Raw genomic sequence first — 23,617 nt, 5'->3', positions numbered from 1 at the left:
TATGTTAAAGGAGTTTATATTTATTGATGAAACAGATAATGATAGAAAGAAAATCTTTAACAGAGAACTGTATAAAGAATATATCATATCGATAATCACCGATTTTTTTCATTCATCTTTTTCTGAAAACAAAACATATCTAAAGTTCTGTAATTTTTTACAAGATATTGAAGATTATGGAGATGTCTATTTCTTAATTAGTGAACCAAGTTATCATTGGGCTATAAGTATTAAGTATGACACTTTTGAAACTACAGAATATGAAAAAGAAATAGTTACTAATGATTTTTTAAACAATTTCATAGAATTTGATAAATTCTTTTTTAAAGATAAACTTACCCAAGATTATTTAGTTACAATTGATTAATAAAAAAGAGGCTAATATGTACTCTCTCCAAATAGTATCTAACTTTTTTTGAGCAGTGCTACTCCTACGATCTTTTTATAAAAAAGAGTCCCTTATAAAGAGAGTTATGAAATAATAAATTAAAAATACCAAACAACGAACAGGCTAAAAAACTGTTCGTTGTTTCCTCTTTTTAGGATGGAAACGTTCTTTTACATGAGTGGGATTACCAAAAAGGAGAAGAACATGAAACTTCTGTTAATAATCTAGGAGAAGTTTTTTTAAGTCAAAAAGAAAAGGTTAATAATCTAGTTACGTGGGTATATGATACGAATAATTACAACCCAAGCGCAAAGATTTTAGGAGAGGAAGTTTATAGCATCATAAATGATTATTTAGGAACTCCTGTACAAGCTTATAATAGTAACGGAAAATTAATTTGGGAAAGAGAACTTGATATTTACGGAAAGACACGTAAAATAGAAGGAGATCAAAACTTGATTCCGTTCTTATATCAAGGACAATATTATGATCACGATATTGAGTTAGCATATAACCGATTCCGTTATTATAATCCAGAAACAGGGTTGTATTTAAGTCAAGATCCAATAAGGTTATTAGGTGGTAATCCTAATCTTTATGCTTACGTAAAAAACACAAACGCATGGATTGATATTTTCGGATTAGATTGTAAAGTTAAGGTTACAGCTGGGGATGGTGTAACACATGATATAGTTGCAACAATCAAAAAAAGTGATTTTCCTGAAACAGCACAACATATAGAAGACGCAATAAAAAAAGGTCACCCTGATATTGTAACAGTTGATAGATTAAACGCTGCTGCTCAGAGAACAAAATCACTTAAAGGGATACCTACTAAAAAAGGTTTTGACAGAGATGAGTGGCCTATGGCAATGTTTAAAGAAGGTGGATCTGGAGCAAGTGTACGTTATATCAATCCATCTGATAACAGGGGAGCTGGTTCAGCAGTTGGAAGTGCATTGAGCGATTATCCAAATGACACAAGAGTATTAATTAAAATTATAGATTAAAATGTTTGAAAAGATATTAAAAGATTCAAAAATTAATATAATTAAAAATTTAGCCAAAGAACTAAATTTAATGAATAAGGATTATTATAATCCAGAGTTTATAGAACCTTTTACTAAGTTAGCATATTATTTATATTTATTCAATGATGAAAATTTAAAACTATTATTAGAAGATTTTAATACTTTTGAATTTATTAACTATGACACATGGAGTTGGATTGAACCTTTAATTATGTTAAAAAACAGATACTTATTACCTGAGTTTAATTATAAAAATGAAGTTTTAAAAGTTTTAGAAAAAGGGAACGAAATACAAATCCAAGTTAAAAAAAGAACTTTTTTAAGGTTATTATCAGGTGAAACTTTGTATCAAAAAGAAATTGATTTAGCAAAAAAAGAAAAAGATCTATTAAGTGAACAGTCATACTTACTAAGTTCAATAATGAAACTTATTGTTATTACCGAAATGGGAGCTTCTTTAGAATTTACAACAGAAATGGCTAATAAAAAACTGAATGAATATAAACAACAACTTTTAAGTATAATATCGTAATTCTTCTGTTTTACTCTTTTTACTTTCTTATTATAAAAAGTAATAAAAATCTTTCCTTATAAAGAGAGTTGTAAAATAATAGATTGAAAATACCAAACAACGAACAGTTTTTAGTCTGTTCGTTGTTTCATCTTTTTAGGATGGAAACGTTCTTTTACACCAGTGGACATATCTAAAAGGGCAGGAGGCAGAAACTTCTGTTAACGATCTAGGAGAAGTTTATCTAAGTCAAAAAGAAACCGTAGAGGATTTAGTTACTTGGATTTACCAAGAAAACAGCTTTGTACCTAGTGCTAAAATACAAGGAGATGAACAATTTAGTATAATTTCTGATTATATAGGCAGACCCCTACAATGTTATAACGAAAAGGGCTCTTTAGTATGGAGCACAGACTATGATATTTACGGAGGTTTACGCAATTTTAGCTCGCCTATTAATCTAACCCCAGACTTTATTCCTTTTAGACAAATCGGACAGTATGAAGACCCCGAATTAGAAGGTCTTTATTACAACAGGTTTCGATATTACGATTGTACTATTGGAAATTATATCTCTCAAGATCCTATTGGACTGGAAGGAAATAACCCGACTTTCTATGCGTATGTACACGATTCTAATTCGTGGGTTGACCCGTTTGGACTTGAATTAGAACCAACTGTCAACTTAGGCACAGCTCCAAAAGGCACTACTTTATATCATTATACAAATGCAAAAGGATATGAAGGAATATTGGAAAGTAAAGAAATTTTTCCTTCTATAAAAGCTTTAAATCCTAAAGATGCCAGACTTGGTGATGGTCAATATTTTTCAAATATTGTTCCAGGAACAAAAAATTCAAAACAACTTGCTGCATCATTTGTAAGAGTTCCTAATCCACATTTATTCACTCATTACATTGCTATAGATGTAAGTGGTTTAGAAATTCATCAAGGGCTTAATCGTAAAGATGTTTTTGTAATATTAGGCGATCAAAATCTTGATATTAGTAATAGAATAGTTGATAGTGGTAAATTGAATTGTGGTTAATTTAACAATTATGAGATATTATAAGATAGAATGGATTCATAAAAATAATGAGGAGTACCCTTATTTGTATATTTTAGAAGTTAATACTTTAGGTGAAGAAATAAAAAAAATGGAATTTTATACAGATGGGAGAATAAATTATGCTACTGAAAACATCGAAAATGGAACTTTTTTATCACCAATAAAATTTAATGATATAGAAGATTATAATAATTCTGATGACAATGAAATTTTAAAGGGTATAGAAATGAGTAAAGATATGTTTTATGAAATTTGGGATAAAAATATTTAGAATATTTTATCTTTCCCCTGCTACTTCTACGATCTTTTTAGAAAAAAGAGTCCCTTATAAGGGAAGTATTTGATAATAAGAATATTACAAAAAAGTGATTTTTAAACGATAGAAATTATAAAAGTAAAAAAGCTGTCATTTTTGACGGCTTTTTTATTATAAAGTAGCTACGTTTTTATTGAAAAAGTCTTTGAATTTTTTGTTAGTGAGCATCTTCTCAACTAGTTTAAATATTGTTTGCTTGTCTTCATCTTCAAGCTGTTGTATTAGTCTTATTTGCTCTAACTCTGTTTTATCTTCTAAAATTACCTCTTTAGGTATTGAACCATCATAATGTATTATTTGGTCAATTGTCATATTGAAAAGTTGTGCCATTTTTTCAATCTCTTCAACAGCTAGGCTTCTAGTTCCTTTTTCTATTTTAGAATAAGCAGATTTATCTACACCAATATAGTTAGCGACTTCAATTTGCTTGAAATTTTTCTGCTCTCTTATATTTTTTATGTTATCAGCTAGACTCATACTACAAAAGTATTGAAAACAAACACTATTTGCAAATAGTTGTAATTTTAAAAACAATTAAGTTGTTATAATAAAAACTTTATTTTATTTTTGTTGTTGTGAAATTAAACACAAATTTTTTAAAGCCTTTATTTATGGACATCCAAGACATCAAACAAACTTTAAGTTTAAGCCAAGTACTCCAGCATTACAACTTACAACCAAACAAAAACAAAATGTTGTGCTGTCCTTTTCACGATGACAAAACAGCTTCATTACAAGTCAATTTGCAAAAAGATTTTTACAAATGCCACGCTTGCGGAGCAAAAGGCGACCAAATCCAATTTGTCCAGGACTTTGAATCCGCCACAGGCGGACAGGCTTTCTCAAAACACGAAGCCCTTTTAAAATGTATAGCACTTGCAGGAAATCCACCCGAAATAAAACATCAACCCATAACCACAAAACCAATGGATCAAGAAAAACGAATTGAATTTTTAGAAAAACTATACGAAACCTTTATAAAATCAGTGTATTTAAGTCAACCAGCAAGAGACTATTTACAAAGCAGAAATCTACTTTCATTACTAGAAAAAAGAGGCTTAGTCGGTTTTAATTCGGGGCAGTTCCATCACGCAGGACGCTTTGAAAACGAAGCCAATCCAGCAGAAGCTCGAAAAGAAGTAATCGCCCAGGGGTTAGAATTTGGTTTACTATCAGAATCAAATATATTATCTAAAACAGGCGAAAAGGCTTATAATGTATTTGGTTTAAAATCCATTGTCTTTGCTCTTAGAAACCAAGCCAATCAAATCACAGGCTTATATTATCGTATAGCCGACGATACTAAAAACTACAAACATTTTTACTTAAAAGAATCAAAAGGATTATTCCCCCATTATCCAAACCCCGAAACCAAAAAACTCATTTTAACCGAAGCTATTATCGATTGTGCCAGCCTTTTACACATTCCCGAAATCACAAATAATTATAGCCTTTTAGCGTGCTATGGTACAAACGGCTTAACACCAGAACACCTAGAAGCCATCAAAAACCTAAAAGAATTAGAAGAAGTAATATTTTTCTTTGACGGAGACAAAGCAGGTCGCACGGCGATAGCAAAATACGCAAAGGAATTACTCGCTCTTATTCCCCCTTTGGGGGTTAGGGGGCTTACCCGAGTTGAAACGCCCGAAAATGAGGACATCAACAGCCTTTTAGTCGCTTATGAAAAAGAAATTTTTATGGAACTATTGGAGAAAAGAAAGGCTGTCCTTGCGAGGAGTTGCGAGGAACAAAGCAAAGCAATCTTATATGAAAAGGCAATAGTAAAATCCTTAAAATCTGTGGCTAAAAACACAAAACCCCTCGACTTTTTAAAAACCCCTAATTTACTACACAATACTAACGACTTACTAGGAAAAATAGGCATTGTAGGAGAAGAAGATAACAGGCTATTGCAATATGTAACGGCAACTACCTATAAAATGAATTATAATTTACACGTACTCTATCAAGGAAGTTCTGGAAGTGGCAAAACACACACCATCAAACAAATAGCCTTACTCATACCCCCCGAAGATGTGATTTATTTAACTAGGGTTACAGAAAGCAGTTTGTACAATTATAAAAATGGAGAATTTATGTATAAGCTTATTGTTTTTGAAGATTTAGACGGACTAAAAGAAGAAGCTTTACTGGCAGTGCGTGAAATGATCTCTAATAAAAAATTGTCCTCCTCGACTTCTATCAAAGACAAAAAAGGCAATGCCGACGGTAAAATAAAAGAGGTAGAAGTATCTTTTGCCAGTCTATCAGCCACCACCAAAGGCGAACTCTACGAGGATAATATGAGTAGAATTATAGTGTTATCGGTCGATGAATCCAAGGAACAAACCAAACGAATCATTGAATATAAAAACAAAGTCTATCAAGGCGAAATCAACAAACAAGAACAAGAACAAATAAGGCTATTTTTAAGAGAATGTATCAAATTATTACAAGTCTATGAAGTCATAAACCCGTATGCAAATCTGGTGGAACTGCCCGAGAATGTTCACAAACCCACCCGAATGCACGATATAGTAATGGGGGTAATCAATCAAATAGTACTACTGAATCAATACCAACGAAACAAAACCCCACAAGGGCAATTAATCGCCGAAAAAGAAGACGTAATCAATGGTTTATTATTAATGAAAAACAGCATTATATTAAAAATGGATGAACTGGAGGGGAAAGTCAGAACCTTTTACGAATCCTTAAAAAAGTTTGCAGAAAAAAAGGCTAAAAAAGAAGACAAGAAAAAAGAAGATGTAAAATTTACACGCTTCGACATTAAAGACCATTACACGCTAAGCAAAGCACAAATAAACCGATATTTAACCGATTTAGTATCTTGTGAATATTTATCAAAAATTGGTAAAATGGGCAAAGGCAATCAATACAAAATAGCCCATTGGGACAACTTTAAAACATTGAGCGAAGAACAATTACAAGTAATGTTAGACAAGTTAAAAGAGTAATAAATGAGTCTAAAGTGAGCTTAGAATATACCTATAATGAGCCGATAAAATAAGTGTAAAGTACTGTAAAACAAGAAATAAAAGTAATCGGCGCATCATTTTAAAAAACAGTGTAGGACAATGATACATAAAGCATCGTATAAAGAAGAATTACTCATACTAGGTTACCATAAATTATCTGTCGAACAACGAATAAGAAACATCCACCATTTTATAAGAATCACTCAAAAAGAACTCCAACAAGTCAAACCTTCAGATCTAAAAAAATACGTAAATCATTATCAACAAAAGGCATTAAATACTCACACCATACAGGGATATTATAGAAGTATAGAACATTATTTTAGTTACTTAGAAAGAGAAAAACTCATTAAAAAAAATCCATTTAATTACTATGAACTCCAGCTCCCCAAAGCTACAAAAGCAGAAAGAGAAATACTCACCCAAGAAGAAATAAAACAACTCTATACAAAAGCCAACTTACAACAAACTATCATTTTACATCTGTGCTATGGCTGTGGGCTTCGAGCCTTCGAAATGGAACAAATCACGGTAAAAGACATCGATACTCAACAAAAAACAGTAACAGTTCAAAAAGGCAAAAACAACAAATACAGAGTCATCCCAGTAAGTGAAAAAATAAACCAGGACCTAATCAATTATTTAGAAACCATAAAATACACCACAATAAAAAATCAACACATTTTATACAACAAAGCAGGCACCCCACTAAAAAGATACACCGCTTTAATGATCCTAAAAAAACTAGCCATAAAAGCCAGTGTAAAAGCAAAAATAACCCTGCACGGTTTGCGTCATTCCATCGCCACACATCTACTGGAGAACGGCGTACAGCTCCCACAAGTACAAGCATTTTTAGGACACTCCCAAATGGAAACTACCGAAATTTATACAAGAATAAGTAAATACCAACTCAAAAAATTATAATGATGATGACTCTAAAAGAATATATCCAAAACAACTTTAGTCCATCCAATCATAAAAGTTTATACTGTTGCATCAAGAAGTACCAAGAGCACACCATTAATCACGAAAAAGCTACATTAAATGACATATTACGTTACCTTAAAATCCTTAGAGAAAGCAACAAAAAATACAGAACCATAGCCAATCATCTTCATAGCATCAAAGTATATTACAGATATTTACAATACAGTGGAATAAGAAAAGATCATCCTATCAAAAAACTCATTTTAATAGATAAAATAGACAAAACCATAAAAACCCAAAATTTATACACCATCAAACAATTAGAAGAATATTACCAACAAACCCCCAAACATAAAAAACTAATGGTGAGTTTACTTATAGAACAAGCCCTAACCACTAGCGAACTGATAGCCATCAAAGTAAAAGACATCAATCTAGAAAAAGCAGAAATCACCCTAAAAAACAGAACCCTACCCTTAAAAGCCTATCAAATCTATCTCTGTACAGAATACATCAATTATATAGAATACCTCAAAGAAAAAAAGCCAGAAGATTATTTATTTACCACAAGAACCAACAAAGCCTACAATACCAATGACATTGGCGAATACCTCAATAAATCTCGAACAAAAGAAAAACAAATTACACCGCTCAAAATAAGACAAAGCGTCATTAAAAACTTATTAATACAGCACGATGTAAGAGTAGTACAAGTCTTTGCAGGACACAAAATAAGCGGTACAACCCAACAATATAAAACTACCCAGTTCGAAGAACTAAAAGCAAAAATCAACCTTTTGCATCCACTACAATAAACTTTAGGTAAACAAATCTAAACGCCTATTAACGGTGCAAATCCTTAGCCAAAGTCATAATTAAGACTTATCTTAGAAAACCTCCAAAACACCAGGGAAAAAGCAGAAAAAGAACTATTGCAACAACAAACCTCTTAAACAACCGACTAATTATTTTAGTTGGTTGTTTTTATATAAAAAGCGGTGTGCTTCGCACCAAGTATTTTCACCCGCCCGTCCAACGCTCCCCAACGCTCCGGCGGTTTTTTCCCCACCCTCACAGCCGTTGTTTTTCCCACCCCTGCAATGCCAGTAAAAAAAGGCTTTTTGTTTTCCCAACCCCTCGCACACAAAAAAGCCTTTTTTTACTCGCTTGCTTTCCCCAACCAAAAAAACAACCGCTTGCCAAGGCTCAAACCGCCCCAAAGCTATATTTACATAATTGGCAGTTATAGTTCAAGCCCTGCGGGTTCGCTTCGCCTTGAAAGCTATAACTGGCATTTATGTAAAATAGCCCCTCTCCAACGCTCCCGCCCGAAAATAGGAGCTTCGCAAGAGTTTGCATTTTTAAATTATTTGTTCAAAAACCTGCACAAAATCCTCGTCTAGTTCGCCTTACGGACTTCTAGCCTCGCATCTTTGTTTGGTTTTTATCACAAAAATTTAAAAAGGTAAGACGTGGTAAGATTAGTGGTTAACTGCTCCGTAAACTCCGCAGGGCTCATTTTTTTAAACGATTGCTTTAGGATGTTAATCGTTCCAAATCAAATGAATCGCCCAGCAATCGTTTAAAAAAACAAGCACCACAACACTAAAGCACCTGTAAACCAAAGGCAAACACTCAAAGTTAGTTTTGTATCTGCCTTGTTTAATCGATCAAAAAACAATCTTTTTTTTTCAGATGAAATAAAAAATAAGCTATTTTTGAAATAATGAAACTGCTAAAACTGCTTTTAATCCTATTGCTGATACCTTTGAACTTGTACCCACGAGAGTCAAAAGGATGTCTGTCGATGGCTCAAAAGTGTGTTGTAGAGGGGCAAAAAGTGGTGCAGTATTATCTCTCTCAAGACCCGATTGGACTGGCGGGAAATAACCCAACGTTTTATGCGTATGTACACGATTCTAATTCGTGGGTTGACCCGTTTGGATTGAATATGTTTAATCCTATTCAATGGACTGCTCCATCTTCAGGAACTGGGAACACTTATACAGTATATCAGCAAAATATTGATTGGGATAAAATAGATGATAAAGGAAGAACAAATTTACAAAGAGCATCAAAAGGGGTTGCCCCACTTGGAAATGATGGTAGATCTATTAATCTTCATCATTCTAAACAAAATGCTCAAGGTCCATTATTTGAGGTGTCTGATTCAATGCATAAGCAATTTGATAGATCAAATGCTTTACATCCATATAAGGTTGATGGTACTGGTCAACACCCACATTTTCCAGTTGATAGGGATGCTTTTGATACTGATAGAGGGGCATATTGGAGAAATAGAGCAAAAGCTGAAAAAGCAAGTAGAAAAGCAAAAATCAAATGTAAATAATCAATTTTATGTTATCGGAAAAAATTTTAAAGTATTTAAAGAAAAATGCCGATTTGACTTCTAAAGAGTTTCAAATTAAGCACGAGCAAAATCTAAAAAAATTAGGTTTTAATGATGAAATAAATTCAAGTTTTTTGGACTTTATGATTAAATATAGTGATGAATATTCAGGAAAAGAAGGTTTTATAATGGATGTAGCTAATGATTTAATCGACTTTGAAAATAGTATTACACAACATTTAAGAAATCAAGATAATTTAAATTCTAAATATTTTTCTTTATATAATTTAGAGCTAGACGATTATTTACTATATAATATTGAGGATGATAGTGTAAAATTAATAGAAGCAAAAAATATGAAACAATTATCAAATGATGATTATTATGATAAAAAATGGAATACGTTTAATGAATTTTTAGAATACTTTTTTAAACTTAATTAAATTTATAAAAATAAAAAGCTGTCGATTGACAGCTTTTTATTTTAAAATAGTTTGTAGTTTACTTCTTGCTCTGCTACTTCTACGATCTTTTTAGAAAAAAGAGTTCCTTATAAGGGAAGTGTTTGAGAATAAGAATATTACAGAAAAGTGATTTTTAAACGATAGAAATTATAAAAGTAAAAAAGCTGTCATTTTTGACGGCTTTTATTGTTTTAATAAAAATGTAAATATGAAAAATAGTTAAAATTATTATCTCATGTATGCTTGTTTATTTTTAAAATCTCGTATTAAAGCATCAAGAGTAACAAAAATATAATCTTTGTCTTTGTCTGATAGCTTTGTTATTTCTTGTACTCTGTCAAGAGTTGCTTTGTCGAGTTCTATGTCTGAATTTCCAGTTAAAAAGTCCAAACTTACTTCTAATGCTTGAGATATTTTAACAGCCATTTCGATAGTTGGTTTTACTTCATTTCTTTCATATCTCCCATAAGCATCTCCATTTATACCAACTTTTTTACCTACGTCTAATTGAGACATATTTTTTTTCTTTCTTACTAATGTTAGTCGTTCTCCAAAAGTCATATTTGTATGATTTAATACAGTAAATGCAAGTATTTAGCAAATATATAATTAAAAAATGTAGTAAAAAAATAACTAATGTTTGGTTGTGTTATACAAATTTTATAGATTTGCGACATATATGTATGTTAAAACTTTTTTCAACAATCTAAAAAATGCAAATCAACGACATCAAACAAACTTTAAGTTTAAGCCAAGTACTCCAGCATTACAACTTACAACCAAACAAAAACAAAATGTTGTGCTGTCCTTTTCACGATGACAAAACAGCTTCATTACAAGTCAATTTGCAAAAAGATTTTTACAAATGCCACGCTTGCGGAGCAAAAGGCGACCAAATCCAATTTGTCCAGGACTTTGAATCCGCCACAGGCGGACAGGCTTTCTCAAAACACGAAGCCCTTATAAAATGTACAGCACTTGCAGGGAATCCACCCGAAATAAAAAACAAACCAATAATCACAAAACCAATGGATCAAGAAAAACGAATTGAATTTTTAGAAAAAATCTTCGACACTTTTACAAAAGCGGTGTATATGAGTCCGCCAGCAAAAGAGTATTTAGAAAGCAGAAACTTAACCGCATTACTAGAAAAAAGAGGATTAGTCGGTTTTAATTCGGGGCAGTTCCACCACGCAGGACGTTTTGAAAACGAACCAAACCCCGAACAAGCAAAAAAGGAAATGATACAAGACGCTTTAGAAGTAGGGATGCTAACCCCTTTAAATAGAATGAACAATCAAACAGGCGAAGCAGTAACCTATCAAGTCTTTGCCAATAAAAGTATTGCTTTTCCATTGCGAAATAACAAAAATCAAATCGTAAGCTATTATTTAAGAAGCATAGACGAAAAAAACGGCAAACATTTTTATTTAAAAAACCGTCAGGGCTTATATCCAAATTATCCAAAACCCGAAACCAAAAAACTCATTTTAACCGAAGCCATCATCGATTGTGCTAGTTTATTGACGATACTCAACGACCCTAACTCCCCCTTTGGGGGTTGGGGGGCTCTTGCATGCTATGGTACAAACGGCTTAACTCCAGAACATTTAGAAGCCATCAAAAACCTAAAAGAACTGGAGGAAATTATATTTTTCTTTGACGGAGACAAAGCAGGAAGCACAGCGATAGCAAAATACGCAAAGGAATTACTCGCTCTTATTCCCCCTTTGGGGGTTAGGGGGCTTACCCGAGTTGAAACCCCCGAAAATGAGGATGTAAACAGCCTTTTAGTCGCTTATGAAAAAGAAATTTTTATGGAACTATTGGAGAAAAGAAAGGCTGTCATTGCGAGGAGTTGCGAGGAACAAAGCAAAGCAATCTTATATGAAAAGGCAATAGTAAAATCCTTAAAATCTGTGGCTAAAAACACAAAACCCCTCGACTTTTTAAAAACCCCTAATTTACTACACAATACTAACGACTTACTAGGAAAAATAGGCATTGTAGGGGAAGAAGATAACAGGCTATTGCAATATGTAACGGCAACTACCTATAAAATGAATTACAATTTACACGTATTATATCAAGGAAGTTCAGGAAGTGGCAAAACTCACACCATCAAACAAATAGCATCACTCATACCGCCCGAAGATGTCATTTACTTAACCCGAGTTACAGAAAGTAGTTTGTACAATTATAAAAATGGAGAGTTTATGTATAAGTTGGTAGTTTTTGAGGATATGGACGGACTAAAAGAAGAGGCTTTAATGGCAGTGCGTGAAATGATCTCTAATAAAAAATTATCGTCCTCCACTTCTATCAAAGACAAAAAAGGCAATGCCGACGGTAAAATAAAAGAGGTAGAAGTATCTTTTGCCAGTTTATCAGCCACCACCAAAGGCGAACTCTACGAGGATAATATGAGTAGAATTATAGTGTTATCAGTCGATGAATCCAAGGAACAAACCAAACGAATCATTGAGTATAAAAACAAAGTCTATCAAGGCGAAATCAACAAACAAGAGCAAGAACAAATAAGGCTATTTTTAAGAGAATGTATCAAATTATTACAAGTCTATGAAGTGATAAACCCTTATGCAAACCTCGTGGAACTGCCCGAGAATGTACACAAACCCACCCGAATGCACGATATAGTAATGGGGGTAATCAATCAAATAGTACTACTGAATCAGTATCAAAGAAACAAAACCCCACAAGGGCAATTAATCGCAGAGAAAGAAGACGTAATCAATGGTTTATTATTAATGAAAAACAGTATTATATTAAAAATGGATGAACTGGAGGGGAAAGTCAGAACCTTTTACGAATCCTTAAAAAAGTTTGCAGAAAAAAAGGCTAAAAAAGAAGACAAGAAAAAAGAAGATGTAAAATTTACACGCTTCGACATTAAAGACCATTATACACTAAGTAAAGCGCAAATAAACCGATATTTAACTGATTTAGTATCTTGTGAATATTTATCAAAAATTGGTAAAATGGGCAAAGGCAATCAATACAAAATAGCCCATTGGGACAACTTTAAAACATTGAGCGAAGAACAATTACAAACAATGTTAGGTAAGTTAAAAGAGTAGTAAAATGAGTCTAAAGTGAGCCTAGAATATACCTATAATGAGCCGATAAAATAAGTGTAAAGTACTGTAAAACAAGGAATAAAAGTAATCGGCGCATCATTTTAAAAAACAGTGTAGGACAATGATACATAAAGCATCGTATAAAGAAGAATTACTCATACTAGGTTACCATAAATTATCAGTCGAACAACGAATAAGAAACATCCACCATTTTATAAGAATCACTCAAAAAGAACTCCAACAAGTCAAACCTTCGGATCTAAAAAAATACGTTAATTATTATCAACAAAAGGCATTAAATACTCACACCATACAGGGATATTATAGAAGTATAGAACATTATTTTAGTTACTTAGAAAGAGAAAAACTCATTAAAAAAAATCCATTTAATTATTATGAGCTTCAACTCCCCAAAGCTACAAAAGCAGAAAGAGAAATACTCACCCAAGAAGAAATAAAACAACTCTATACAAAAGCCAACTTACAACAAACTATCATTTTACATCTGTGCTATGGCTGTGGGCTTCGAGCCTTCGAAATGGAACAAATCACGGTAAAAGACATCGATACCATACAAAAAACAGTAACAGTTCAAAAAGGCAAAAACAACAAATACAGAGTCATCCCAGTAAGTGAAAAAATAAACCAGGACCTAATCAATTATTTAGAAACCATAAAATACACCACAATGAAAAATCAACCCATTTTATACAACAAAGCAGGAACTAGATTAAAAAGATACACCGCTTTAATAATGCTAAAAAGACTAGCCCTAAAAGCCAGTGTAAAAGCAAAAATAACCCTGCACGGTCTGCGTCATTCCATCGCCACACATCTACTAGAAAACGGCGTACAGCTCCCACAAGTACAAGCATTTTTAGGACACTCCCAAATGGAAACTACCGAAATTTATACAAGAATAAGTAAATACCAACTCAAAAAATTATAATGATGATGACTTTAAAAGAATATATCCAAAACCACTTTAGTCCATCCAATCATAAAAGTTTATACTGTTGCATCAAGAAGTACCAACAGCACACCATTAATCACGAAAAAGCTACATTAAATGACATATTACGTTACCTTAAAATCCTTAGAGAAAGTGACAAAAAATACAGAACCATAGCCAATCATCTCCACAGCATCAAAGTATATTATAGATATTTACAATTTACTGGAATTAGAAAAGATCATCCTATCAAAAAACTCATTTTAATAGATAAAATAGACAAAACCATAAAAACCCAAAATCTATGCACCACCAAACAATTAGAAGAATATTACCAACAAACCCCCAAACATAAAAAACTAATGGTGAGTTTACTCATAGAACAAGCCCTGACCACTAGCGAACTCGTTAACATTAAAGTAAAAGATATTAATCTAGAAAAAGCAGAAATCACTCTAAAAAGCAGAACCTTAGCCCTAAAAGCCCATCAAGTCTATCTTTGCACAGAATACATCAATTACATAGAATACCTCAAAGAAAAAAAGCCAGAAGATTATTTATTTACCACAAGAACCAACAAAGCCTACAATACCAATGACATTGGCGAATACCTCAATAAATCTCGAACAAAAGAAAAACAAATTACACCGCTCAAAATAAGACAAAGCGTCATTAAAAACTTATTAATACAGCACGATGTAAGAGTAGTACAAGTCTTTGCAGGACACAAAATAAGCGGTACAACCCAACAATATAAAACTACCCAGTTCGAAGAACTAAAAGCAAAAATCAACCTTTTGCATCCACTACAATAAACTTTAGGTAAACAAATCTAAACGCCTATTAACGGTGCAAATCCTTAGCCAAAGTCATAATTAAGACTTATCTTAGAGAACCTCCAAAACACCAGGGAAAAAGCAGAAAAAGAACTATTGCAACAACAAACCTCTTAAACAACCGACTAATTATTTTAGTTGGTTGTTTTTATATAAAAAGCGGTGTGCTTCGCACCAAGTATTTTCACCCGCCCGTCCAACGCTCCCCAACGCTCCGGCGGTTTTTTCCCCACCCTCACAGCCGTTGTTTTTCCCACCCCTGCAATGCCAGTAAAAAAAGGCTTTTTGTTTTCCCAACCCCTCGCACACAAAAAAGCCTTTTTTTACTCGCTTGCTTTCCCCAACCAAAAAAACAACCGCTTGCCAAGGCTCAAACCGCCCCAAAGCTATATTTACATAATTGGCAGTTATAGTTCAAGCCCTGCGGGTTCGCTTCGCCTTGAAAGCTATAACTGGCATTTATGTAAAATAGCCCCTCTCCAACGCTCCCGCCCGAAAATAGGAGCTTCGCAAGAGTTTGCATTTTTAAATTATTTGTTCAAAAACCTGCACAAAATCCTCGTCTAGTTCGCCTTACGGACTTCTAGCCTCGCATCTTTGTTTGGTTTTTATCACAAAAATTTAAAAAGGTAAGACGTGGTAAGATTAGTGGTTAACTGCTCCGTAAACTCCGCAGGGCTCGTTTTTTTAAACGATTGCTTTAGGATGTTAATCGTTCCAAATCAAATGAATCGCCCAGCAATCGTTTAAAAAAACAAGCACCACAACACTAAAGCACCTGTAAACCAAAGGCAAACACTCAAAGTTAGTTTTGTATCTGCCTTGTTTAATCGATCAAAAAACAATCTTTTTTTTTCAGATGAAATAAAAAATAAGCTATTTTTGAAATAATGAAACTGCTAAAACTGCTTTTAATCCTATTGCTGATACCTTTGAACTTGTACCCACGAGAGTCAAAAGGATGTCTGTCGATGGCTCAAAAGTGTGTTGTAGAGGGGCAAAAAGTGGTGCAGTATTATCTCTCTCAAGACCCGATTGGACTGGCGGGAAATAACCCAACGTTTTATGCGTATGTACACGATTCTAATTCGTGGGTTGACCCGTTTGGATTGAATATGTTTAATCCTATTCAATGGACTGCTCCATCTTCAGGAACTGGGAACACTTATACAGTATATCAGCAAAATATTGATTGGGATAAAATAGATGATAAAGGAAGAACAAATTTACAAAGAGCATCAAAAGGGGTTGCCCCACTTGGAAATGATGGTAGATCTATTAATCTTCATCATTCTAAACAAAATGCTCAAGGTCCATTATTTGAGGTGTCTGATTCAATGCATAAGCAATTTGATAGATCAAATGCTTTACATCCATATAAGGTTGATGGTACTGGTCAACACCCACATTTTCCAGTTGATAGGGATGCTTTTGATACTGATAGAGGGGCATATTGGAGAAATAGAGCAAAAGCTGAAAAAGCAAGTAGAAAAGCAAAAATCAAATGTAAATAATCAATTTTATGTTATCGGAAAAAATTTTAAAGTATTTAAAGAAAAATGCCGATTTGACTTCTAAAGAGTTTCAAATTAAGCACGAGCAAAATCTAAAAAAATTAGGTTTTAATGATGAAATAAATTCAAGTTTTTTGGACTTTATGATTAAATATAGTGATGAATATTCAGGAAAAGAAGGTTTTATAATGGATGTAGCTAATGATTTAATCGACTTTGAAAATAGTATTACACAACATTTAAGAAATCAAGATAATTTAAATTCTAAATATTTTTCTTTATATAATTTAGAGCTAGACGATTATTTACTATATAATATTGAGGATGATAGTGTAAAATTAATAGAAGCAAAAAATATGAAACAATTATCAAATGATGATTATTATGATAAAAAATGGAATACGTTTAATGAATTTTTAGAATACTTTTTTAAACTTAATTAAATTTATAAAAATAAAAAGCTGTCGATTGACAGCTTTTTATTTTAAAATAGTTTGTAGTTTACTTCTTGCTCTGCTACTTCTACGATCTTTTTAGAAAAAAGAGTTCCTTATAAGGGAAGTGTTTGAGAATAAGAATATTACAGAAAAGTGATTTTTAAACGATAGAAATTATAAAAGTAAAAAAGCTGTCATTTTTGACGGCTTTTATTGTTTTAATAAAAATGTAAATATGAAAAATAGTTAAAATTATTATCTCATGTATGCTTGTTTATTTTTAAAATCTCGTATTAAAGCATCAAGAGTAACAAAAATATAATCTTTGTCTTTGTCTGATAGCTTTGTTATTTCTTGTACTCTGTCAAGAGTTGCTTTGTCGAGTTCTATGTCTGAATTTCCAGTTAAAAAGTCCAAACTTACTTCTAATGCTTGAGATATTTTAACAGCCATTTCGATAGTTGGTTTTACTTCATTTCTTTCATATCTCCCATAAGCATCTCCATTTATACCAACTTTTTTACCTACGTCTAATTGAGACATATTTTTTTTCTTTCTTACTAATGTTAGTCGTTCTCCAAAAGTCATATTTGTATGATTTAATACAGTAAATGCAAGTATTTAGCAAATATATAATTAAAAAATGTAGTAAAAAAATAACTAATGTTTGGTTGTGTTATACAAATTTTATAGATTTGCGACATATATGTATGTTAAAACTTTTTTCAACAATCTAAAAAATGCAAATCAACGACATCAAACAAACTTTAAGTTTAAGCCAAGTACTCCAGCATTACAACTTACAACCAAACAAAAACAAAATGTTGTGCTGTCCTTTTCACGATGACAAAACAGCTTCATTACAAGTCAATTTGCAAAAAGATTTTTACAAATGCCACGCTTGCGGAGCAAAAGGCGACCAAATCCAATTTGTCCAGGACTTTGAATCCGCCACAGGCGGACAGGCTTTCTCAAAACACGAAGCCCTTATAAAATGTACAGCACTTGCAGGGAATCCACCCGAAATAAAAAACAAACCAATAATCACAAAACCAATGGATCAAGAAAAACGAATTGAATTTTTAGAAAAAATCTTCGACACTTTTACAAAAGCGGTGTATATGAGTCCGCCAGCAAAAGAGTATTTAGAAAGCAGAAACTTAACCGCATTACTAGAAAAAAGAGGATTAGTCGGTTTTAATTCGGGGCAGTTCCACCACGCAGGACGTTTTGAAAACGAACCAAACCCCGAACAAGCAAAAAAGGAAATGATACAAGACGCTTTAGAAGTAGGGATGCTAACCCCTTTAAATAGAATGAACAATCAAACAGGCGAAGCAGTAACCTATCAAGTCTTTGCCAATAAAAGTATTGCTTTTCCATTGCGAAATAACAAAAATCAAATCGTAAGCTATTATTTAAGAAGCATAGACGAAAAAAACGGCAAACATTTTTATTTAAAAAACCGTCAGGGCTTATATCCAAATTATCCAAAACCCGAAACCAAAAAACTCATTTTAACCGAAGCCATCATCGATTGTGCTAGTTTATTGACGATACTCAACGACCCTAACTCCCCCTTTGGGGGTTGGGGGGCTCTTGCATGCTATGGTACAAACGGCTTAACTCCAGAACATTTAGAAGCCATCAAAAACCTAAAAGAACTGGAGGAAATTATATTTTTCTTTGACGGAGACAAAGCAGGAAGCACAGCGATAGCAAAATACGCAAAGGAATTACTCGCTCTTATTCCCCCTTTGGGGGTTAGGGGGCTTACCCGAGTTGAAACCCCCGAAAATGAGGATGTAAACAGCCTTTTAGTCGCTTATGAAAAAGAAATTTTTATGGAACTATTGGAGAAAAGAAAGGCTGTCATTGCGAGGAGTTGCGAGGAACAAAGCAAAGCAATCTTATATGAAAAGGCAATAGTAAAATCCTTAAAATCTGTGGCTAAAAACACAAAACCCCTCGACTTTTTAAAAACCCCTAATTTACTACACAATACTAACGACTTACTAGGAAAAATAGGCATTGTAGGGGAAGAAGATAACAGGCTATTGCAATATGTAACGGCAACTACCTATAAAATGAATTACAATTTACACGTATTATATCAAGGAAGTTCAGGAAGTGGCAAAACTCACACCATCAAACAAATAGCATCACTCATACCGCCCGAAGATGTCATTTACTTAACCCGAGTTACAGAAAGTAGTTTGTACAATTATAAAAATGGAGAGTTTATGTATAAGTTGGTAGTTTTTGAGGATATGGACGGACTAAAAGAAGAGGCTTTAATGGCAGTGCGTGAAATGATCTCTAATAAAAAATTATCGTCCTCCACTTCTATCAAAGACAAAAAAGGCAATGCCGACGGTAAAATAAAAGAGGTAGAAGTATCTTTTGCCAGTTTATCAGCCACCACCAAAGGCGAACTCTACGAGGATAATATGAGTAGAATTATAGTGTTATCAGTCGATGAATCCAAGGAACAAACCAAACGAATCATTGAGTATAAAAACAAAGTCTATCAAGGCGAAATCAACAAACAAGAGCAAGAACAAATAAGGCTATTTTTAAGAGAATGTATCAAATTATTACAAGTCTATGAAGTGATAAACCCTTATGCAAACCTCGTGGAACTGCCCGAGAATGTACACAAACCCACCCGAATGCACGATATAGTAATGGGGGTAATCAATCAAATAGTACTACTGAATCAGTATCAAAGAAACAAAACCCCACAAGGGCAATTAATCGCAGAGAAAGAAGACGTAATCAATGGTTTATTATTAATGAAAAACAGTATTATATTAAAAATGGATGAACTGGAGGGGAAAGTCAGAACCTTTTACGAATCCTTAAAAAAGTTTGCAGAAAAAAAGGCTAAAAAAGAAGACAAGAAAAAAGAAGATGTAAAATTTACACGCTTCGACATTAAAGACCATTATACACTAAGTAAAGCGCAAATAAACCGATATTTAACTGATTTAGTATCTTGTGAATATTTATCAAAAATTGGTAAAATGGGCAAAGGCAATCAATACAAAATAGCCCATTGGGACAACTTTAAAACATTGAGCGAAGAACAATTACAAACAATGTTAGGTAAGTTAAAAGAGTAGTAAAATGAGTCTAAAGTGAGCCTAGAATATACCTATAATGAGCCGATAAAATAAGTGTAAAGTACTGTAAAACAAGGAATAAAAGTAATCGGCGCATCATTTTAAAAAACAGTGTAGGACAATGATACATAAAGCATCGTATAAAGAAGAATTACTCATACTAGGTTACCATAAATTATCAGTCGAACAACGAATAAGAAACATCCACCATTTTATAAGAATCACTCAAAAAGAACTCCAACAAGTCAAACCTTCGGATCTAAAAAAATACGTTAATTATTATCAACAAAAGGCATTAAATACTCACACCATACAGGGATATTATAGAAGTATAGAACATTATTTTAGTTACTTAGAAAGAGAAAAACTCATTAAAAAAAATCCATTTAATTATTATGAGCTTCAACTCCCCAAAGCTACAAAAGCAGAAAGAGAAATACTCACCCAAGAAGAAATAAAACAACTCTATACAAAAGCCAACTTACAACAAACTATCATTTTACATCTGTGCTATGGCTGTGGGCTTCGAGCCTTCGAAATGGAACAAATCACGGTAAAAGACATCGATACCATACAAAAAACAGTAACAGTTCAAAAAGGCAAAAACAACAAATACAGAGTCATCCCAGTAAGTGAAAAAATAAACCAGGACCTAATCAATTATTTAGAAACCATAAAATACACCACAATGAAAAATCAACCCATTTTATACAACAAAGCAGGAACTAGATTAAAAAGATACACCGCTTTAATAATGCTAAAAAGACTAGCCCTAAAAGCCAGTGTAAAAGCAAAAATAACCCTGCACGGTCTGCGTCATTCCATCGCCACACATCTACTAGAAAACGGCGTACAGCTCCCACAAGTACAAGCATTTTTAGGACACTCCCAAATGGAAACTACCGAAATTTATACAAGAATAAGTAAATACCAACTCAAAAAATTATAATGATGATGACTTTAAAAGAATATATCCAAAACCACTTTAGTCCATCCAATCATAAAAGTTTATACTGTTGCATCAAGAAGTACCAACAGCACACCATTAATCACGAAAAAGCTACATTAAATGACATATTACGTTACCTTAAAATCCTTAGAGAAAGTGACAAAAAATACAGAACCATAGCCAATCATCTCCACAGCATCAAAGTATATTATAGATATTTACAATTTACTGGAATTAGAAAAGATCATCCTATCAAAAAACTCATTTTAATAGATAAAATAGACAAAACCATAAAAACCCAAAATCTATGCACCACCAAACAATTAGAAGAATATTACCAACAAACCCCCAAACATAAAAAACTAATGGTGAGTTTACTCATAGAACAAGCCCTGACCACTAGCGAACTCGTTAACATTAAAGTAAAAGATATTAATCTAGAAAAAGCAGAAATCACTCTAAAAAGCAGAACCTTAGCCCTAAAAGCCCATCAAGTCTATCTTTGCACAGAATACATCAATTACATAGAATACCTCAAAGAAAAAAAGCCAGAAGATTATTTATTTACCACAAGAACCAACAAAGCCTACAATACCAATGACATTGGCGAATACCTCAATAAATCTCGAACAAAAGAAAAACAAATTACACCGCTCAAAATAAGACAAAGCGTCATTAAAAACTTATTAATACAGCACGATGTAAGAGTAGTACAAGTCTTTGCAGGACACAAAATAAGCGGTACAACCCAACAATATAAAACTACCCAGTTCGAAGAACTAAAAGCAAAAATCAACCTTTTGCATCCACTACAATAAACTTTAGGTAAACAAATCTAAACGCCTATTAACGGTGCAAATCCTTAGCCAAAGTCATAATTAAGACTTATCTTAGAGAACCTCCAAAACACCAGGGAAAAAGCAGAAAAAGAACTATTGCAACAACAAACCTCTTAAACAACCGACTAATTATTTTAGTTGGTTGTTTTTATATAAAAAGCGGTGTGCTTCGCACCAAGTATTTTCACCCGCCCGTCCAACGCTCCCCAACGCTCCGGCGGTTTTTTCCCCACCCTCACAGCCGTTGTTTTTCCCACCCCTGCAATGCCAGTAAAAAAAGGCTTTTTGTTTTCCCAACCCCTCGCACACAAAAAAGCCTTTTTTTACTCGCTTGCTTTCCCCAACCAAAAAAACAACCGCTTGCCAAGGCTCAAACCGCCCCAAAGCTATATTTACATAATTGGCAGTTATAGTTCAAGCCCTGCGGGTTCGCTTCGCCTTGAAAGCTATAACTGGCATTTATGTAAAATAGCCCCTCTCCAACGCTCCCGCCCGAAAATAGGAGCTTCGCAAGAGTTTGCATTTTTAAATTATTTGTTCAAAAACCTGCACAAAATCCTCGTCTAGTTCGCCTTACGGACTTCTAGCCTCGCATCTTTGTTTGGTTTTTATCACAAAAATTTAAAAAGGTAAGACGTGGTAAGATTAGTGGTTAACTGCTCCGTAAACTCCGCAGGGCTCGTTTTTTTAAACGATTGCTTTAGGATGTTAATCGTTCCAAATCAAATGAATCGCCCAGCAATCGTTTAAAAAAACAAGCACCACAACACTAAAGCACCTGTAAACCAAAGGCAAACACTCAAAGTTAGTTTTGTATCTGCCTTGTTTAATCGATCAAAAAACAATCTTTTTTTTTCAGATGAAATAAAAAATAAGCTATTTTTGAAATAATGAAACTGCTAAAACTGCTTTTAATCCTATTGCTGATACCTTTGAACTTGTACCCACGAGAGTCAAAAGGATGTCTGTCGATGGCTCAAAAGTGTGTTGTAGAGGGGCAAAAAGTGGTGCAGTATTATCTCTCTCAAGATCCTATTGGACTGGAAGGAAATAACCCGACTTTCTATGCGTATGTACACGATTCTAATTCGTGGGTTGACCCGTTTGGACTTGAATTAGAACCAACTGTCAACTTAGGCACAGCTCCAAAAGGCACTACTTTATATCATTATACAAATGCAAAAGGATATGAAGGAATATTGGAAAGTAAAGAAATTTTTCCTTCTATAAAAGCTTTAAATCCTAAAGATGCCAGACTTGGTGATGGTCAATATTTTTCAAATATTGTTCCAGGAACAAAAAATTCAAAACAACTTGCTGCATCATTTGTAAGAGTTCCTAATCCACATTTATTCACTCATTACATTGCTATAGATGTAAGTGGTTTAGAAATTCATCAAGGGCTTAATCGTAAAGATGTTTTTGTAATATTAGGCGATCAAAATCTTGATATTAGTAATAGAATAGTTGATAGTGGTAAATTGAATTGTGGTTAATTTAACAATTATGAGATATTATAAGATAGAATGGATTCATAAAAATAATGAGGAGTACCCTTATTTGTATATTTTAGAAGTTAATACTTTAGGTGAAGAAATAAAAAAAATGGAATTTTATACAGATGGGAGAATAAATTATGCTACTGAAAACATCGAAAATGGAACTTTTTTATCACCAATAAAATTTAATGATATAGAAGATTATAATAATTCTGATGACAATGAAATTTTAAAGGGTATAGAAATGAGTAAAGATATGTTTTATGAAATTTGGGATAAAAATATTTAGAATATTTTATCTTTCCCC

23 protein-coding genes are annotated in these 23,617 nt (G+C 33.1%); 20 read left to right on the top strand and 3 right to left on the bottom strand.

Features of this window, described 5'->3' with window-relative positions; all coding sequences use genetic code 11:
- The first annotated feature begins 1 nt into the window (after window position 1).
- The 5 genes from AWN65_RS13660 (at window position 2) to AWN65_RS13640 (ending at window position 3,270) form a co-directional block, all read left to right on the top strand.
- The gene (locus AWN65_RS13660; RefSeq protein ID WP_158447622.1) at window positions 2-367 is read left to right on the top strand and encodes a hypothetical protein; all 366 of its coding nucleotides are present in this window, start codon (window positions 2-4) and stop codon (window positions 365-367) included.
- Window positions 368-702: 335 nt separating this feature from the next.
- Window positions 703-1,398: an RHS repeat-associated core domain-containing protein gene (locus AWN65_RS15390; protein ID WP_335338732.1), complete on the top strand. Its 696-nt coding sequence runs from the start codon at window positions 703-705 to the stop codon at window positions 1,396-1,398.
- A gap of 1 nt (window position 1,399) precedes the next feature.
- A complete protein-coding gene (locus AWN65_RS13650; RefSeq protein ID WP_060383636.1) occupies window positions 1,400-1,951 on the top strand; it encodes a DUF6707 family protein in 552 nt (183 codons plus the stop codon).
- A 262-nt stretch (window positions 1,952-2,213) separates the two neighbouring features.
- Window positions 2,214-2,978 carry an HYD1 signature containing ADP-ribosyltransferase family protein gene (locus AWN65_RS15375; protein ID WP_335338731.1) on the top strand — a complete coding sequence of 255 codons (765 nt, stop codon included), beginning with the start codon at window positions 2,214-2,216 and terminating at the stop codon, window positions 2,976-2,978.
- Between the two features lie 10 nt (window positions 2,979-2,988).
- Window positions 2,989-3,270 carry a DUF6881 domain-containing protein gene (locus tag AWN65_RS13640; protein WP_060383629.1) on the top strand — a complete coding sequence of 94 codons (282 nt, stop codon included), beginning with the start codon at window positions 2,989-2,991 and terminating at the stop codon, window positions 3,268-3,270.
- Window positions 3,271-3,426: 156 nt separating this feature from the next.
- Here the strand turns inward: AWN65_RS13640 and AWN65_RS13635 are convergent, their stop codons facing one another.
- A complete protein-coding gene (locus AWN65_RS13635; RefSeq protein ID WP_060383628.1) occupies window positions 3,427-3,792 on the bottom strand; it encodes a helix-turn-helix domain-containing protein in 366 nt (121 codons plus the stop codon).
- 134 nt (window positions 3,793-3,926) lie between these two features.
- On the opposite strand from AWN65_RS13635, the gene AWN65_RS14680 reads away from it, so the two are divergent.
- The 5 genes from AWN65_RS14680 to AWN65_RS13605 all read left to right on the top strand — a co-directional run bounded on the left by AWN65_RS14680 (window position 3,927) and on the right by AWN65_RS13605 (window position 10,040).
- Complete coding sequence (locus tag AWN65_RS14680; RefSeq protein WP_063743522.1) at window positions 3,927-6,296, top strand: CHC2 zinc finger domain-containing protein; 2,370 nt, start codon at window positions 3,927-3,929, stop codon at window positions 6,294-6,296.
- Between the two features lie 120 nt (window positions 6,297-6,416).
- Window positions 6,417-7,244: a tyrosine-type recombinase/integrase gene (locus AWN65_RS13625; RefSeq protein WP_060383627.1), complete on the top strand. Its 828-nt coding sequence runs from the start codon at window positions 6,417-6,419 to the stop codon at window positions 7,242-7,244.
- A complete protein-coding gene (locus AWN65_RS13620) occupies window positions 7,244-8,062 on the top strand; it encodes a tyrosine-type recombinase/integrase (protein WP_060383626.1) in 819 nt (272 codons plus the stop codon). Before AWN65_RS13625 ends, AWN65_RS13620 begins: the two co-directional genes overlap by 1 nt.
- Window positions 8,063-9,054: 992 nt before the next feature.
- Window positions 9,055-9,597 carry an HNH/ENDO VII family nuclease gene (locus tag AWN65_RS13610; RefSeq protein ID WP_060383634.1) on the top strand — a complete coding sequence of 181 codons (543 nt, stop codon included), beginning with the start codon at window positions 9,055-9,057 and terminating at the stop codon, window positions 9,595-9,597.
- 8 nt (window positions 9,598-9,605) lie between these two features.
- Window positions 9,606-10,040 carry a hypothetical protein gene (locus AWN65_RS13605; RefSeq protein ID WP_060383633.1) on the top strand — a complete coding sequence of 145 codons (435 nt, stop codon included), beginning with the start codon at window positions 9,606-9,608 and terminating at the stop codon, window positions 10,038-10,040.
- 249 nt (window positions 10,041-10,289) lie between these two features.
- Here AWN65_RS13605 and AWN65_RS13600 read toward each other — a convergent pair whose 3' ends face one another.
- Window positions 10,290-10,622, bottom strand: coding sequence for a helix-turn-helix domain-containing protein (locus AWN65_RS13600; protein ID WP_060383632.1), 333 nt, complete (start codon window positions 10,620-10,622; stop codon window positions 10,290-10,292).
- 152 nt (window positions 10,623-10,774) lie between these two features.
- Between AWN65_RS13600 and AWN65_RS14675 the strand changes: the two genes are divergently transcribed.
- The 5 genes from AWN65_RS14675 (at window position 10,775) to AWN65_RS13570 (ending at window position 16,904) form a co-directional block, all read left to right on the top strand.
- Complete coding sequence (locus AWN65_RS14675) at window positions 10,775-13,159, top strand: CHC2 zinc finger domain-containing protein (RefSeq protein ID WP_081078457.1); 2,385 nt, start codon at window positions 10,775-10,777, stop codon at window positions 13,157-13,159.
- Window positions 13,160-13,280: 121 nt separating this feature from the next.
- Entirely contained in the window at window positions 13,281-14,108 is an 828-nt protein-coding gene (locus AWN65_RS13590) for a tyrosine-type recombinase/integrase (RefSeq protein WP_060383631.1), read from the top strand.
- Complete coding sequence (locus tag AWN65_RS13585) at window positions 14,108-14,926, top strand: tyrosine-type recombinase/integrase (protein WP_060383630.1); 819 nt, start codon at window positions 14,108-14,110, stop codon at window positions 14,924-14,926. Before AWN65_RS13590 ends, AWN65_RS13585 begins: the two co-directional genes overlap by 1 nt.
- A gap of 992 nt (window positions 14,927-15,918) precedes the next feature.
- On the top strand, window positions 15,919-16,461 hold the full coding sequence (locus tag AWN65_RS13575; protein WP_060383634.1) for an HNH/ENDO VII family nuclease: 543 nt from the start codon (window positions 15,919-15,921) through the stop codon (window positions 16,459-16,461).
- Between the two features lie 8 nt (window positions 16,462-16,469).
- A complete protein-coding gene (locus AWN65_RS13570; protein WP_060383633.1) occupies window positions 16,470-16,904 on the top strand; it encodes a hypothetical protein in 435 nt (144 codons plus the stop codon).
- 249 nt (window positions 16,905-17,153) lie between these two features.
- Here AWN65_RS13570 and AWN65_RS13565 read toward each other — a convergent pair whose 3' ends face one another.
- Window positions 17,154-17,486, bottom strand: a complete 333-nt coding sequence (locus AWN65_RS13565) for a helix-turn-helix domain-containing protein (RefSeq protein WP_060383632.1) — start codon at window positions 17,484-17,486, stop codon at window positions 17,154-17,156.
- A 152-nt stretch (window positions 17,487-17,638) separates the two neighbouring features.
- Between AWN65_RS13565 and AWN65_RS14670 the strand changes: the two genes are divergently transcribed.
- The 5 genes from AWN65_RS14670 to AWN65_RS13535 all read left to right on the top strand — a co-directional run bounded on the left by AWN65_RS14670 (window position 17,639) and on the right by AWN65_RS13535 (window position 23,599).
- Window positions 17,639-20,023, top strand: coding sequence for a CHC2 zinc finger domain-containing protein (locus AWN65_RS14670; RefSeq protein ID WP_081078457.1), 2,385 nt, complete (start codon window positions 17,639-17,641; stop codon window positions 20,021-20,023).
- Between the two features lie 121 nt (window positions 20,024-20,144).
- Window positions 20,145-20,972 (top strand): tyrosine-type recombinase/integrase, encoded by an 828-nt coding sequence (locus tag AWN65_RS13555; protein ID WP_060383631.1) that lies wholly within the window; start codon window positions 20,145-20,147, stop codon window positions 20,970-20,972.
- Window positions 20,972-21,790: a tyrosine-type recombinase/integrase gene (locus tag AWN65_RS13550; RefSeq protein ID WP_060383630.1), complete on the top strand. Its 819-nt coding sequence runs from the start codon at window positions 20,972-20,974 to the stop codon at window positions 21,788-21,790. Before AWN65_RS13555 ends, AWN65_RS13550 begins: the two co-directional genes overlap by 1 nt.
- Window positions 21,791-22,782: 992 nt before the next feature.
- Window positions 22,783-23,307 (top strand): HYD1 signature containing ADP-ribosyltransferase family protein, encoded by a 525-nt coding sequence (locus AWN65_RS14665; RefSeq protein ID WP_081078456.1) that lies wholly within the window; start codon window positions 22,783-22,785, stop codon window positions 23,305-23,307.
- 10 nt (window positions 23,308-23,317) lie between these two features.
- Window positions 23,318-23,599 carry a DUF6881 domain-containing protein gene (locus tag AWN65_RS13535; RefSeq protein ID WP_060383629.1) on the top strand — a complete coding sequence of 94 codons (282 nt, stop codon included), beginning with the start codon at window positions 23,318-23,320 and terminating at the stop codon, window positions 23,597-23,599.
- The last annotated feature ends 18 nt before the right edge of the window (window positions 23,600-23,617 follow it).

This window comes from Flavobacterium covae (genome assembly GCF_001534645.1).
GTDB classification, from domain to species: Bacteria; Bacteroidota; Bacteroidia; order Flavobacteriales; family Flavobacteriaceae; genus Flavobacterium; species Flavobacterium covae.
The sequence above is the reverse complement of the archived record's forward strand: the minus strand, read 5'-3'. Positions and strand labels throughout refer to the sequence as shown.